Here is a 13,008-nt window from a genome sequence, read left to right as displayed (position 1 = left end):
CAGGCGCTGGCGAGAGCCTTTAGCCAGGGCCTCGCCAGGGGCTTGAAGGGGGCGGGAGATTCAGCGCATAGCGGGTACTGCGACCGCCACCGGGCAGGCGGCTGAGGCAACCCTTTTCCAATAGGTCGCTCAGGTGTCGGGTGGCTGTAGCCTTGGATACTTTCGCCAGCGCTTGGTATTGGGCAGCGCTGATGCCATGGCTAAAGCCGTGTTCATCTGCATCCAGCAAGCGGTTGAGTACCTTGACCTGCTCTGCGCTGAGCGCCTGGCTACGGTGGTGCTGCCAGAAACGCGCCTTGCCCAGTACCTGTTCGATACGTGACATTGCTTGATGCAGGCTGCGCAGCAGAGTCTGCAGGAACCACTCAAGCCAGGGGCTGATATCCAGGCCGCCTTTCTGGCTGCTCTCCAGCACCCGGTAGTAACCGGCACGGTCATCGAGAATACTGGCGGACATGGCGTAGAAGCGGATGGCCTGGTGTTCCGCCTGGGCCAGGGCCAGATCGGTAACGGCCCGCGCCAATCGCCCGTTGCCATCGTCGAAGGGATGCAGGGTGATGAACCAGAAATGCGCGATCCCGGCCCGCAGCAGCGGATCGAGCCCGGGTTGGTAGCGACTGGATTCAAACCAGTCGAGAAACTGCTGCAACTGTTGTTCAAGCCCAGCCCTGGGTGGGGCCTCGAAGTGCACAGTGGGTCGCTCGATACGCCCGGAAACCACCTGCATCGGTGCCTCACCGCGAAGTTCACCGACACGGATCGGCATGCTCATCAGGCTTTGGTCCTGAGACGGAAACAGCCAGTGATGCCAGCGCATCAGGCGGGCCAGCGTCAGGGGTTGGGCAAAGTGCTGGGCGGCATCCAGAGTCAGTTCCGCCAGCCCCTCGCTGCGTGGATTGGGGCGGTTTGCCGGCGGCGATTCCAGGCCCAGGCGCCGGGCCAGGGATGAACGGACCGAGCCGACGTTCAGCCGTTCGCCTTCGATGGCGGATGAGGTGAGGATGTTCTGCAGCAGGGCATCAAGCTCGCTCTGGCTGCTGAGTTCCTGATCCACCACTGCCGACATGCCCAGCAAGCGTCCTTGAGCCTGAGCGCATTCGCGAAGCAAAGGCGCAACACGTTCGACCTGCCAATCGAAGCTGTGCCAGGTCGAGTGTTGCCAGATCCAGCGAGGATGATCCATGGGTGGAACTCCGTCGTGAGCCGAATAAATGGTTTATTCGGCTCATTGAATGAGCTGATTGTGCGATTTATTCGGCTCGGCTTCCAGTGCAGTTATCAGGTCCGGAGTTGCCTCGATTCCAGTCGGGCAGCTAATAGGCGGGCCTGTGATGCCGTTGTCGCGCTGGCGGTTATGAAATCCGTGATGTCGCCGTAATAGCACTGTCTGCGGGGGTTTCAGGCCATTGCCGATTGCCTCGCAAAATCCCTGTCGGACAATTGTGCAACGCTTGCCAAGTCGCTAATCTGCGGCCTTTGCGACGGCCCTTGCGGCGTGTCCGTTTCTTTCTCTATCGACAGCCGCGCCGAGGATCTGGCGCCAGGGTTTCCCCATGCATGGCAGGACGCAATACATGCGCGCTTTCTTCGCTCTGGCGCTTGCCTGGTTGCTGCTCGATACGGCGCAGGCCGAACCTGGCGCAGAGCTTCAGGAGCCCCTGGCCGGCTGGCGCTATTCCGGGCTGCTGGACCGTACCGAGCAAGATCGGGCGGCCTATCCGACGCCGCCCATCGACCGTGGTATCCAGCGCAACCGCACCATGATCGAGGGCCGGCTCAAGGCCATCGGCCATTTGCGTCAGCCCCACAGCCTGTCGGTCAATGGCAATCCGCTGAACCTCTACACCGACGAGCAGGGCCGCTTCGGCCGGCCCTATGCCTTTGGCGCCGGGTCCAACAGCGTCGAGGTACGTAGCTCCGAGGGCAAGTCGCTCAAGCGCGTGCAGTTCTATGAAGCCAACCCCGACAAGACCCCGCCGCGAATCCGCGTGGTGCTGGGCTGGGACGACCCCAAGGCCGAGCTGGACATGCACATCATCACCCCCGACGGCCAGCACGCCTTCTTCGGTCACCCCGGCCTGAGCAATGGCGGCGGCCTGGACCCGGACGGCGTCGATGGCCCGGGCCCGGAAATGTTCACCATGACCGCGCCGCTGCGTGGCACCTACCTGATCTACGTGAACTACTGGGGCAACTACGGCAGCGGCGGCTACAACTTCGACGAGGGCAGCAATCAGAACGAGGTGATCACCTCGCAGATCAATCTGATCCTTAACGAAAACACCGTCGATGAGAAACGCGAGACCTTTATCGTGCCCATGCGGGCCATCGGCGACCTGTTGCTGGTCAAGTCTTTCAACTATTGAACATCCCGCACCACGGATGAATTGGGCTTTGTGAATCATGAGCGAAAACACCGCATCCCCGGCGACCGGCGTTCCCGGCACTGAACAACCCGGCAGCCAGCGGCGCTGGCCGATCCTGGCCGCGGGCCTGTGCCTGGTGGCGCTGGCCGTCACCGGCGTGGGCTGCAAGCCCAAGACCACGGCGCTGGAACTGACCGGCGACAAGCTGGGCCTGAGCCGCCCCGACGGGCTGCTGGAAACCCATTCCCTGACCCAGTTGCCCAAGGACCTGCTGGCGGTGCCTTTCCTCAAGGAAACCCTGACCGAGGACTTTGTCTTCTATTACCAGGCCCATGCCGACCGCCTGGGGCTGATCGGCAGCCTGCGGCGGATCATCTACGAGCATGACCTGAAATTGCAGGACAACCTGATCGAGCAGCTGTTCGACCAGCCGGCCGACGTGGCCCTGTGGCGCGGTGCCGATGGGCGCCTGAAGGATTTCCTGCTGGTGATGGACCGCGGCGGCCTGGCCAAGCTGCTGGAGCCCCTGGCCAAGGTGGCCCTGGACGATACCCAGTTGAGCAAGCTGGCGGAGCTCAAGGTCGGCGGCGACGCGGTGACCCTATATCAGCTGAACTACAACGCCAGCAAATCCCTGGCGTTCGCCTCCCATGGCGACAAGCTGGTGGTGCTGTCCAACCCGGCCAAGCTGTACGACCCCGCCAGCGGCGCCGACGATGAGCATGGCGCGGTGTCCACCACTGCCCTGGAGGCCCTGCTCAACGGCGACAAGCTGTTCCCCGAAGCCTTCGGCCTGGAAGCGCGCAAGCCTGAGGTGCAGCAGCGGCTGGCGGTCAACGCCGGCGTGCTGGCCATGGGTTACCAGCGTTTTATCCCCAACTTCGCCGGCCTGCGTTTCGATATGGACGACAAGGGCTGGCACAGCTACCTGGCCCTGGAAGAGCAGGACAACCAGCCGGACTTCGACTTCAAGCCGATCTGGCAGGCCATGCCCATGGGCGCCAGTGCCTGCGTGGCGTTGCCGGTGGCGGCGCAGCAGCAGAAGCCGCTGCTGGTCAAGCTCGGCGCCGAGGAGTCGGTGGCCCAGGCCCTGACCGAACACATGGCCGGCACCGCCGGGCTGTGCTGGTACGCCGATTCGCGGCTGTATACACCGCTGCTGGTGGCCAGCCTGAAAGACCAGGACAGCGCCAAGCTCGATGCCGACCTGGGCAAGCTGTTCGGTTCCATGGTGGGCTCCCGCGAGGCCAAGGTGGCAGAGAAGATCTTCCCGGTGGTGGAGCAGCAGAACGGCGATGTGCACCAGTGGCAGCGCCAGGTCAGCTCGAACTTCGGCCCGTACCCGGCCAAGCAAGCCAAGGACCCGCAGGCCATCACCGGTCGCGCGTTCATGCAGGTCAGCCTGGCGCGCCACGGCTCGACCCTGGTGTTCTCCCTGGATGACAAACTGGTGGACAAGGCCCTGGGCACCCTGGACAAACGTTTCCCGCCCCTGGCCGATGTCGTGCCCAAGGATGCGCTGATGCCGGTGTATCTGGGCCCGCAATCCCTGGCACAACTGATCCAGCAGGAAACCTTCGACAGCCTGCCCCAGGACATGGAACCGGTGTTCAACAACGCCGCGCAGACCTACCTGGTGCCCAAGCTGCGCACCCTTGGCGGTTATGGCAAATATGCCCTGACCCTGCCCGAGGGCAGCGAGCCCAATGGCCACTGGCAATGGTTGCCCCTGCAATGGCGCGCGCTGTGAGTGCACTGCGCAGAAGCCTGAGCGGGCTTGGCCTGCTGGCCCTGCTGCTGAGCGGCGCCGTGGCCGCGAACCCGGTACCGGCACTGGACGTGCAGCAGTCCCAGGTGTTCCGCGCCTGGTTCGTGCGTATCGCCCAGGAGCAACTGAGCCAGGGCCCGAGCCCGCGTTGGTACCAGCAGGATTGCGCCGGGCTGGTGCGCTTTGCCGCCAACGAGGCGCTCAAGGTTCACGACAGCAAATGGCTGCGGGCCAATGGCCTGTCCAACCGCTACCTGCCGCCGGAGTTGCAACTGAGTGAGGGCCAGCGCGCCCTGGCCCAGCAGTGGCAGCAGGGCGGCGGCAAGCAGGGGCCCTATGTCAATGCGATCAAGCTGATCCAGTTCAACAGCCAGCTGGTCAGCCGCGACCTGGGCCAGGCGCGCCCCGGCGACCTGCTGTTCTTCGATCAGGGCGACGACCAGCACCTGATGATCTGGATGGGCCGCAACATCGCCTATCACACCGGCACCACCACCCCCACCGATAACGGCATGCGCTCGGCCAGCGTGCAGCAACTGATGACATGGAAGGACACCCGATGGATACCCGACCCCGCCAACCCCAACTTCATCGGCATCTATCGACTGAACTTCCTCACCCAATGAGCGAATCGCGTATGTGGCGTTTTCTGTTTCGACTGACTGTTGTTCTGACCCTCGTGGCCCCCATGAGCCTGGTCAATGCCGAAGACTCGGTGCCCTCCAGCGATTACGCGGCGGTGTCCGGCGAGAGTTTCTTCCTCCTGGCCGACAGCAGCTTTGCCAGCGACGAGCAGGCCATGGTGCGCCTGGAAGCCCCCGGTCGCGACTACCGGCGCTTTCGCATGGAGCCTTATGGCGGTGCCGATATCCGGGTGTACCGGATCAACCAGCCGCTGGATTTCCTCAAGCGCCAGAAGAACCTGCACCGAGTGGTCAGCGATGGTCAGTTCAAGGGCGAGGGCCTGTCCAACACCCTGGCCTACCTGTGGGACAACTGGTACCGCAAGTCGCGGCGGGTGATGCAGCGCGCCTTCTCCTACGAGTCACGCAAGCAGGTCACCGAAGAGGTGCCGGAACTGAAGGTCGGCAACGCGCTGCTGGCACCCACGCCGTATGACGCCCAGCCACAGTTCGCGCTGATTCCGGGGCTGCCGCTGGTGACCCAATTCCGCTACCCGCTGTGGCAGGCCAAGCCGATCCAGCCGCCGGCCGGGGTCGATCTGTCCGGTTCTTCCAGCCAGTTCATCAATGTTGCGCCGGGCAACGTCTATATCCCGCTGGGGCAGCTCAAGCCGGGCCTGTACCTGGTGGAAGCCCTGGTGGGCAAGTACCGCGCCACCACCATGGTCTTCGTTTCCAACACCGTGGCGGTGAGCAAGATCGCCGGCGACGAACTGCTGGTGTGGGCCGCGGGCAAGCATGAAGGCAACTCGGTGCCCAAGGTCAATGTGCTGTGGACCGACGGCCTGGGGGTGATGAACAGCGGCGCCACCGACGACCAGGGCCTGCTGCGGCTGAAGCACGTCAGCCCCGAACGCTCCTATGTGATCGGTGAGGACCAGGAAGGCGGGGTGTTCGTCTCCGAGAACTTCTATTACGACAGCGAAATCTACGACACCAAGCTCTATGCCTTTACCGACCGGCCGCTGTATCGCCCGGGGGACTGGGTGTCGCTGAAGATCGTCGGTCGCGAGTTCAAGAATGCCCGCGACTCGGTGCAGCCTGGCGCCGGTGCGGTGCAGGTCAGCGTGCTGGATGCCGCCGGCACCACCTTGCAGAACCTGAGCCTGAACCTGGATTCCAAGTCCGGCACCCAGGGCCGCTTCCAGTTGCCGGACAACGCCGTGGCCGGTGGTTATGAGCTGCGGTTTGGCTACAAGGACCAGGTCTACAGCAGCGCCTTCCGCGTGGCCGAGTACATCAAGCCGCACTTCGAGATCTCCCTGGCCCTGGCCAAGCCGGACTTCAAGACCGGCGAGCCGGTGAAGGGCAACCTGGTGCTGCTCTATCCGGACGGCAAGCCGGTGGCCAATGCCCGCCTGCAACTGAGCCTGCGGGCCCAGCAGCTGTCGATGGTGGATAACGAGCTGCAATACATGGGGCAGTTCCCGGTGGAACTCACCAGCGCCGAGCTCACCACCGACGCCAAGGGCAACGCCACCCTAGACTTGCCGGCGGCGAACAAGCCGAGCCGCTACATGCTCACCGTGTTCGCCAGCGATGGTGCGGCGTATCGGGTCAAGACCACCAAGGAAATCCTGATCGAGCGCGGTGCCGCAAGCTTCAGCCTCGGCGCACCGCAGCGCTTCAGCGCGGTGGGCGACAAGGTGCAGTTCAGCTACGCCAACCAGAACGCCAGCGAGCAGAGCAAGAAGGTCACGCCTAACCGCTACAGCTGGGTGCGCCTGGAAGACCAGAGCACCGGCGAGGGCAAGCTGGCCACCGGCGACAAGGGTTTCGCCCTGGCTTTCGAACGCCCCGGCACCTACAACCTGACCCTGCGCGACGAGCACGACCGGGTACTGGGCGGCACCAGCCATGCCGTTACCGGTGAAGGCGTGAAGGCCGTGCCGGGCACCGTGGAAATCGTCCTCGACAAGCCTGAATACAAGGCCGGCGACGAAGCCCTGGCGCTGATTACCTTTCCCGAGCCGATCAACGATGCGCTGCTGTCGCTGGAGCGCGACAAGGTCGAGGCCACCGCGCTGCTGTCCAAGGGCGGTGACTGGCTGAGCGTGGAAAAGCTCAGCGCCACCCAGTACCGCGCCCGGGTGCCGGTGAAGGACAGCTTCGCGCCGAACCTGACCTTCTCCGTGCTCTACACCAAGGGCGGCGAGTACAGCTTCCAGAACGCCGGGATCAAGGTGCTGACGCCGCAGATCGATGTGGCGATCCGCACCGACAAGGAAAACTACCAGCCGGGCGACACTGTGACCGTGGACCTGTCCACCCAGTTCGCCGGCAAGCCGGTGCCGGCGCACCTGACGGTGAGCGTGGTGGACGAGATGGTCTACGCCCTGCAACCGGAAGTGGCGCCGAGCATCGACCAGTTCTTCTACCACCCGCGGCGCAACAATGTGCGCACCAGCGCCAGCCTGTCGTTTATCAGCTACGACGTGGCTCTGCCGGGCAGCCCCACCGCCCCGGGCAAGGCCAACCGCAGCGAGCGCGGGGTCAAGGTACTGGAGCGGCCACGGCGTGAAGACGTCGACACCGCCGCCTGGCAGCCGGAACTGCTGACCGATGGCAGCGGCAAGGCGCGTTTCACCTTCCGCATGCCGGATTCCCTGACCCGCTGGCGTATCACCGCCCGGGCCATTGCTGACGACGGCCAAGTGGGGCAGAAGAAGCAGTTCGTGCGTTCCGACAAGGCCCTGTACCTGAAGTGGGGCGGCCCGACTCGCTTCCGCAGCGGCGACAAGCCGGAACTGGGGCTGTTCGCCTTCAGCCAGTCCGAGCAACCGGCCAAGGCCGAGCTGGTGATTCATTACGCCGGGGAGACCCAGCGCCTGCCGCTGACCCTCAACAGCGGTATCAACTATGTGGCGCTGCCGGCCATCGCCCCGGGCAATGGCCAGTGGAGCGCCGAGCTGGTACAGGGCGGCAAGACCGTGGACAGCCTGGCGGTGCGCCTGGTGAGCGACGCGGCCGGCTGGCAGTCGGTACAGACCCAGAGCCTGGACGTGGTCACCATCAGCACCCCGCTGGGCCTGCCCGCCGATGCCGGGCAGATCCGCCTGCGCCTGGACGACAGCCCGCAAGCGCTGTTCCGTTCGGCCCTGGATGACTTGCTGGAATACCCCTATGGCGGTGTCGAGCAGACCGCCAGCCAGTTGCTGCCATTGAGCGTTGCCTATCCGGCATTGGCGAGCAATCCGCAGATCCGCGACCGGCTGCGGCTGATGATGCAGAACAGCCGCCTGCGCCTGGTGCATATGGCCGGGCCGGAAGCGGCCTTCACCTGGTGGGGCGAAGACGCCGAGGCGGATGCGTTCCTCACCGCCTATGCCTATTACGCCGACTGGAACGCCAGCAAGGTGCTGGGCCTGGACCTGCCGCCGGAGCACTGGCAGCGGGTGCTGGAGGTCTATGCCAAGCAGGCCGGTAACACTCCGTTGCTGCAGCGGGCGCTGATCCTGTCGTTTGCCCGGGAAATGAAGCTGCCGATCAACACCCTGGTCAGCGGGTTGATGGACGATCTGGTCAAGGCCGGTGCCGGTCCGGCCGCCAGCATGGACGACGACAGCAGCGACAGCCTGGTGATGGAGGACCCGGATTCGGCCCTCGGCCTGGCCAGTGCGCGGGTGCTGACAGCCGCCCTGGCACGGGAAGCCAAGGTCACTCCGCCGCCAGCCTTCGTGACTCAACTGGAGGCTGCGCAACAACAGCTGGACACCAGCTCCCAGCCCTTCACCCAGGCCCTGAGCCTGTCGCTCAAGCCTTTTGACCAGGGCGCGGCGCGGGCCTTGCTGGCGCGTCTGCTGCCATCGCAATCGACCCTGGAACGGGCCCTGGCCCTGACCTGGCTGCAACGCAGCGTCGCCCAGGCGGCACCGGCCATGGCCTTGAACCCGGGGCAGGGCTGGCAAGCCCAGCAGGGCGCCAGCGGTGAAAGCTACTGGCAGTGGCAGGGGGCGCAGTTGCCGACCGTACTCAACCTCAACAGCGTGCCGGAGCGTCCGCTGCGGGCTTCGTTGAGCTACCTGAGCAAGCAGGAGGCGGGCACCCCGCTGCCGGTGAATATCAGCCGGCGCCTGCTGCGCCTGGTGCCGGGTGACGAAGCCTTCACCTTCAAGCTGGAGCCGGTGGGCAACAAGCCGATCGCCAGCGATGGCCTGTACCTGGATGAAGTGATCATCGCCAATCAGGGCAGCCGGCCGCTGCTGTACGGCATGCTCGAAGTGCCGCTGCCGCCGGGCGCTGATGTCGAGCGCACCACCTGGGGCATCAAGCTGGCTGGCCCTGGCGGAACCGAAGCGGCGTCCCTGGAGAAGGCCCGTTCCGAGCCTGGGCAGATGAGCTACGCGGTGCCGCTGGATGCGCTGAACGACAACAGCGAAGTCCGTCTGCGGCACTTGGTGCGCTTCTCCCAGAAGGGCCAGTTCAACCTGCCGCCGGCGCGTTTCTATCAGGTCTATGCGCCCGAGCATCAGGCACTGGAGCGCACGCCGGCCCTGGGTCAGGTGTCGGTCAAGTAGCATGACGCGGCGTTGGGCCTGGTTGACTCTGTGTTTGCTGCCTGGGCTGGTTTCAGCCCAGGACGAGCCCCTGCGCCTGGCCTGGAAAGCCGCGCCGGACAGCGAGCTGATGAGCCTGAGCAAGACCCAGGTGCTGGCGCGCGAGCCCCTGCCCAAGGATCTGCAGGCGCCCCTGGGCAGTGTGTGGAAGCTCTTCGTCTACGCCTGGCTGGTGGACACCGGCGCCCGCGAGGCGGATTACGCTTGCCAGGGCAAGTCCAAGGACGAGGTCTATTGCTGCACCGTGGGCGGCAGCATTGCCCGGGACCAGGCCCTGGTGCGTTCCTGCGGGCTGTATTTCGAACCCCAGCGCCTGCAGTTGTCCGCCGCCGACTGGCGCCAGTACTGGCAAGCCCGCAATGCCCCGAACTGGTTGCAGGACCTGAACCAGTTACAACCCCAGACCCGGGTGCCGGTGGCTGAGCTGTTGCAGGTGCTGGCGCTGTTGCCGGCCCGGGATACGGCGCGGCGGGTGCTGTTGGATGTGGTGCTGAATGCCGCTGACGGTGCCGTGGTGGGGGAAGTGGGGGCACGCCTGCGTGTCAAGACCTGGAGCTGGCTGGCGGACCGCGACCCGCAGTCGCGCCAGGGCGGTTTTGCTGGTTGGCTGGTGGACGGCACGCCGCTGTGGGTGGGCGGTCGTGGTACCAGCCAACGGGTGCTGAAGGACTATGCCCAGGCCCTCAACCAGGTGCTGCCGGATAATCCGCCTGTGGATAAAGGCCGTTGCGTGGAAGTCAGCCTGTTTTCCCGCTACCCGCTGCAAAGCCTCAGCCAGAACGCTCAGCCGGTAAAACCGGGGGCCCTGCAAGGGGATTACCGGGTGACGTTCGCCAATGGCAATCAGCTGGATATCCACAGCGGTGGCGAACTTTTCCTGCTCGGCGACGCCTCCGGGCAACGCCTGGTGGCGCGCCTGGACCGCGAGGAATACGTGGCCCGGGTGCTGCAGCGCGAAGCCAGCGCCGAGCCTGTGGAAGCGGCCAAGGCCCTGGCCGTGGCCATTCGCACCTACCTGCTGCAGAACGCCGGGCGCAGCGGCGAATGCCTGAGCATCGACGACAGCAGCAATCGCCAGCGGGTGGCGCCGCGTCCGGCCACTGCCGAGGCCCGGGCGATTGCCGCCTGGACCAGCGACCTGGTGCTGGCCGGCACCCAGGTGACCTACCACTCGGACCTGCGCGCGCCGGACAAGCTGTCCTGGCAACAGGCGGTGGAACAGGCCCAGGCTGGGCAGCGCTACGATGCGATCCTGCTGCATGCCTATCCACGGGCCAGCCTCAGTCGCTGGGACAACCCGGTGGCTTCCTGCGAACCCTTGCCCGCGGCCCAGGACTGGCTGCTGAAGCAACGTCGGCGCTGGCGCCAGCCTTTGCAGCAGGAGGTTGGCTATAACGAGATCAGCCAGTTCGCTGTCTGCCGCCTGGGCTTTGGCCGGCCTTACGTCGACCGCGAGCGGCAACGCATCTATGTGCGCGGTGTGCTGTCGCTGCAAGACCGCCTCGACCTGACTCACGAATACCTGCACCTGGCCTTTGAAGCTCATCCCAATGGCCAGGATGAAACCTACATCGAAGGGCTTGCCCGCCACCTTTTATTGGAATAGGCCATGAAATTTCCTGCTCCCCCGGTTCTCCTGTTCCTTTGTGGAATCTTCAGCCTGCCCATGGCCCTGGCCGACAGCGGCATCCAGCTCGACACGCCCAAGGGCGGCTGGCGTACCCGTGCCGTTGATGGCGAGCAGTTCCGCCAGGAGGTCAACTACCCGGCGTCCTCGGTGAATACCCCACAGGGCCAGGCCGACACCGCGCGGATTCGCGGGCAGATCAAGGGTGTGCCCAAGGCGAACAAGGCGCCGGGCAAGCTGATCGTCAATGGCGTCAGCATGCCGCTCAAGGTCGATGAGCAAGGTGGCTTCGACCGGCCTTACTCCTTTCCCAATGGCAGCAACAGCGTCGAGGTGCGCAGCCCCGATGGCCAGCAACGCAAGCGCGTGCAGTTTCTCAATACCGGCGGTGGCGTGACCCCGCCGAAGCTGCGGGTGCTGCTGTCCTGGGACAGCGACAACACCGACCTGGACCTGCACCTGGTGACCCCCGACGGCGCCCATATCTGGTACGGCGACCGGGTGGCGCCCAATGGCGCGGCCCTGGATGTGGACGTGACCACCGGTTATGGCCCGGAAATCTTCTCCATGCCGGCACCGCTCAAGGGCCAGTACCTGGTGTATGTGAACTACTACGGCGGTGGTTTTCGCAGCGATGAGGATGACGACGGCGGCCAGGAAAATGCCGTGCAGCCATTGACCACGGCCCAGGTGACGGTGATCACCGAAGAGGGCACGCCGAATGAGAAGAGTGAATCCTTCATCGTGCCGATGCGTGCGCCAGGGGAGCTGACACTGGTGCGCAGTTTCAGTTATCCGTGATCGATTCCGGCCTGGTGCTTGTAAGTTTATTGCCTTGAGACAATACGAAGCCCCGGCGTTTGCCTTGCAATGAATCACCATTCATAGGCAGGGAAACGCAGAGCATGGGTGCTTTTCAATCGTGGTTGAGGTGTTGTGTGGTAGCCGGCGGCTGTGCTTCCGGCCTGGCGTTGGCGGCGGGTGCGGATGGCCTGCAGCGGGTCAAGGTGGAACTGGCGACGCCGCCCCTGGTGCATGCGCATGAGCAGGTGGTCAGTGGGCCGCCGAAAGTGATGCAGTTCCATATGCGCGTCGAAGAGAAAAAGATGGTGGTGGACGACCAGGGCACCACCCTGCAAGCCATGACCTTCAACGGCTCCATGCCCGGCCCGACCCTGGTGGTGCATGAGGGCGACTACGTCGAGCTGACCCTGAGCAATCCGGCCAGCAACAGCATGCCCCACAACATCGATTTCCATGCGGCTACCGGCGCCCTCGGCGGGGCGGCGCTGACCCAGGTCACCCCGGGCCAGGAGGTGGTATTGCGCTTCAAGGCCGACCGCAGCGGCACCTTCGTCTACCACTGCGCCCCTTCGGGCATGGTGCCCTGGCATGTGGTCTCGGGCATGAGCGGGACCCTGATGGTACTGCCCCGCGATGGCCTGAAGGACCCGGCCGGCAAGCCGCTGCACTATGACCGGGCCTACACCATCGGTGAGTTCGATCTCTACATTCCCAAGGACAAGGACGGCCAGTACAAGAAGTATCCGGACCTGGCATCCAGCTACCAGGACACCCGCGAGGTGATGCGTACCCTGACCCCGAGCCATGTGGTGTTCAACGGTCGGGTGGGCGCCCTGACCGGCGCCAATGCACTGACCGCCAAGGTCGGCGAAAGCGTGCTGTTCATTCATTCCCAGGCCAATCGTGACAGCCGGCCGCACCTGATCGGCGGCCATGGCGACTGGGTGTGGACCACCGGCAAGTTCGCCAATGCCCCGCAACGCAATCTGGAGACCTGGTTCATCCCCGGCGGTTCGGCGCTGGCGGCGCTCTACACCTTCAAGCAGCCGGGTACCTATGTGTACCTCAGCCACAACCTGATCGAGGCCATGGAGCTCGGGGCCCTGGCGCAGGTCAAGGTGGAAGGGCAGTGGGATGACGATTTGATGACCCAGGTCAAGGCGCCGGGGCCGATAGCGCCGGCCAAGCCATAGCCTGAGGTGGA

Annotated in this window: 8 protein-coding genes; 7 read left to right on the top strand and 1 reads right to left on the bottom strand. The window is 64.8% G+C overall.

Annotated elements, in window-relative coordinates:
• Positions 1-19 precede the first annotated feature (19 nt).
• On the bottom strand, positions 20-1,183 hold the full coding sequence (locus J4P02_RS28845) for a Fic family protein (protein WP_426196805.1): 1,164 nt from the start codon (positions 1,181-1,183) through the stop codon (positions 20-22).
• 391 nt (positions 1,184-1,574) lie between these two features.
• Between J4P02_RS28845 and J4P02_RS28840 the strand changes: the two genes are divergently transcribed.
• The 7 genes from J4P02_RS28840 to nirK all read left to right on the top strand — a co-directional run bounded on the left by J4P02_RS28840 (position 1,575) and on the right by nirK (position 12,997).
• The gene (locus J4P02_RS28840) at positions 1,575-2,366 is read left to right on the top strand and encodes a YfaP family protein (protein WP_426196803.1); all 792 of its coding nucleotides are present in this window, start codon (positions 1,575-1,577) and stop codon (positions 2,364-2,366) included.
• A gap of 37 nt (positions 2,367-2,403) precedes the next feature.
• Positions 2,404-4,116 carry a DUF2138 domain-containing protein gene (locus J4P02_RS28835; RefSeq protein WP_426196801.1) on the top strand — a complete coding sequence of 571 codons (1,713 nt, stop codon included), beginning with the start codon at positions 2,404-2,406 and terminating at the stop codon, positions 4,114-4,116.
• Complete coding sequence (locus J4P02_RS28830) at positions 4,101-4,760, top strand: DUF1175 domain-containing protein (protein ID WP_426196799.1); 660 nt, start codon at positions 4,101-4,103, stop codon at positions 4,758-4,760. Before J4P02_RS28835 ends, J4P02_RS28830 begins: the two co-directional genes overlap by 16 nt.
• Positions 4,757-9,334 carry an alpha-2-macroglobulin family protein gene (locus J4P02_RS28825; protein ID WP_426196797.1) on the top strand — a complete coding sequence of 1,526 codons (4,578 nt, stop codon included), beginning with the start codon at positions 4,757-4,759 and terminating at the stop codon, positions 9,332-9,334. Before J4P02_RS28830 ends, J4P02_RS28825 begins: the two co-directional genes overlap by 4 nt.
• Before the next feature lies 1 nt (position 9,335).
• Positions 9,336-10,979, top strand: coding sequence for a DUF2300 domain-containing protein (locus tag J4P02_RS28820; protein WP_426196795.1), 1,644 nt, complete (start codon positions 9,336-9,338; stop codon positions 10,977-10,979).
• Positions 10,980-10,982: 3 nt separating this feature from the next.
• Entirely contained in the window at positions 10,983-11,801 is an 819-nt protein-coding gene (locus J4P02_RS28815; protein WP_426196793.1) for a YfaP family protein, read from the top strand.
• A 104-nt stretch (positions 11,802-11,905) separates the two neighbouring features.
• A complete protein-coding gene (nirK, locus tag J4P02_RS28810; RefSeq protein WP_426196791.1) occupies positions 11,906-12,997 on the top strand; it encodes a copper-containing nitrite reductase in 1,092 nt (363 codons plus the stop codon).
• Positions 12,998-13,008 lie beyond the last annotated feature (11 nt).

The organism is Pseudomonas sp. NFXW11 (genome assembly GCF_049887815.1).
GTDB lineage: Bacteria > Pseudomonadota > Gammaproteobacteria > Pseudomonadales > Pseudomonadaceae > Aquipseudomonas.
The sequence above is the reverse complement of the archived record's forward strand: the minus strand, read 5'-3'. Positions and strand labels throughout refer to the sequence as shown.

Coding starts and splice junctions, on each gene's coding strand:
- J4P02_RS28825 (WP_426196797.1), top strand. CDS start 4,757: ATGAGCGAATCGCGTATGTGGCGTTTTCTGTTTCGACTGACTGTTGTT.
- J4P02_RS28820 (WP_426196795.1), top strand. CDS start 9,336: ATGACGCGGCGTTGGGCCTGGTTGACTCTGTGTTTGCTGCCTGGGCTG.
- J4P02_RS28830 (WP_426196799.1), top strand. CDS start 4,101: ATGGCGCGCGCTGTGAGTGCACTGCGCAGAAGCCTGAGCGGGCTTGGC.
- J4P02_RS28815 (WP_426196793.1), top strand. CDS start 10,983: ATGAAATTTCCTGCTCCCCCGGTTCTCCTGTTCCTTTGTGGAATCTTC.
- J4P02_RS28840 (WP_426196803.1), top strand. CDS start 1,575: ATGCGCGCTTTCTTCGCTCTGGCGCTTGCCTGGTTGCTGCTCGATACG.
- nirK (WP_426196791.1), top strand. CDS start 11,906: ATGGGTGCTTTTCAATCGTGGTTGAGGTGTTGTGTGGTAGCCGGCGGC.
- J4P02_RS28835 (WP_426196801.1), top strand. CDS start 2,404: ATGAGCGAAAACACCGCATCCCCGGCGACCGGCGTTCCCGGCACTGAA.
- J4P02_RS28845 (WP_426196805.1), bottom strand. CDS start 1,183: ATGGATCATCCTCGCTGGATCTGGCAACACTCGACCTGGCACAGCTTC.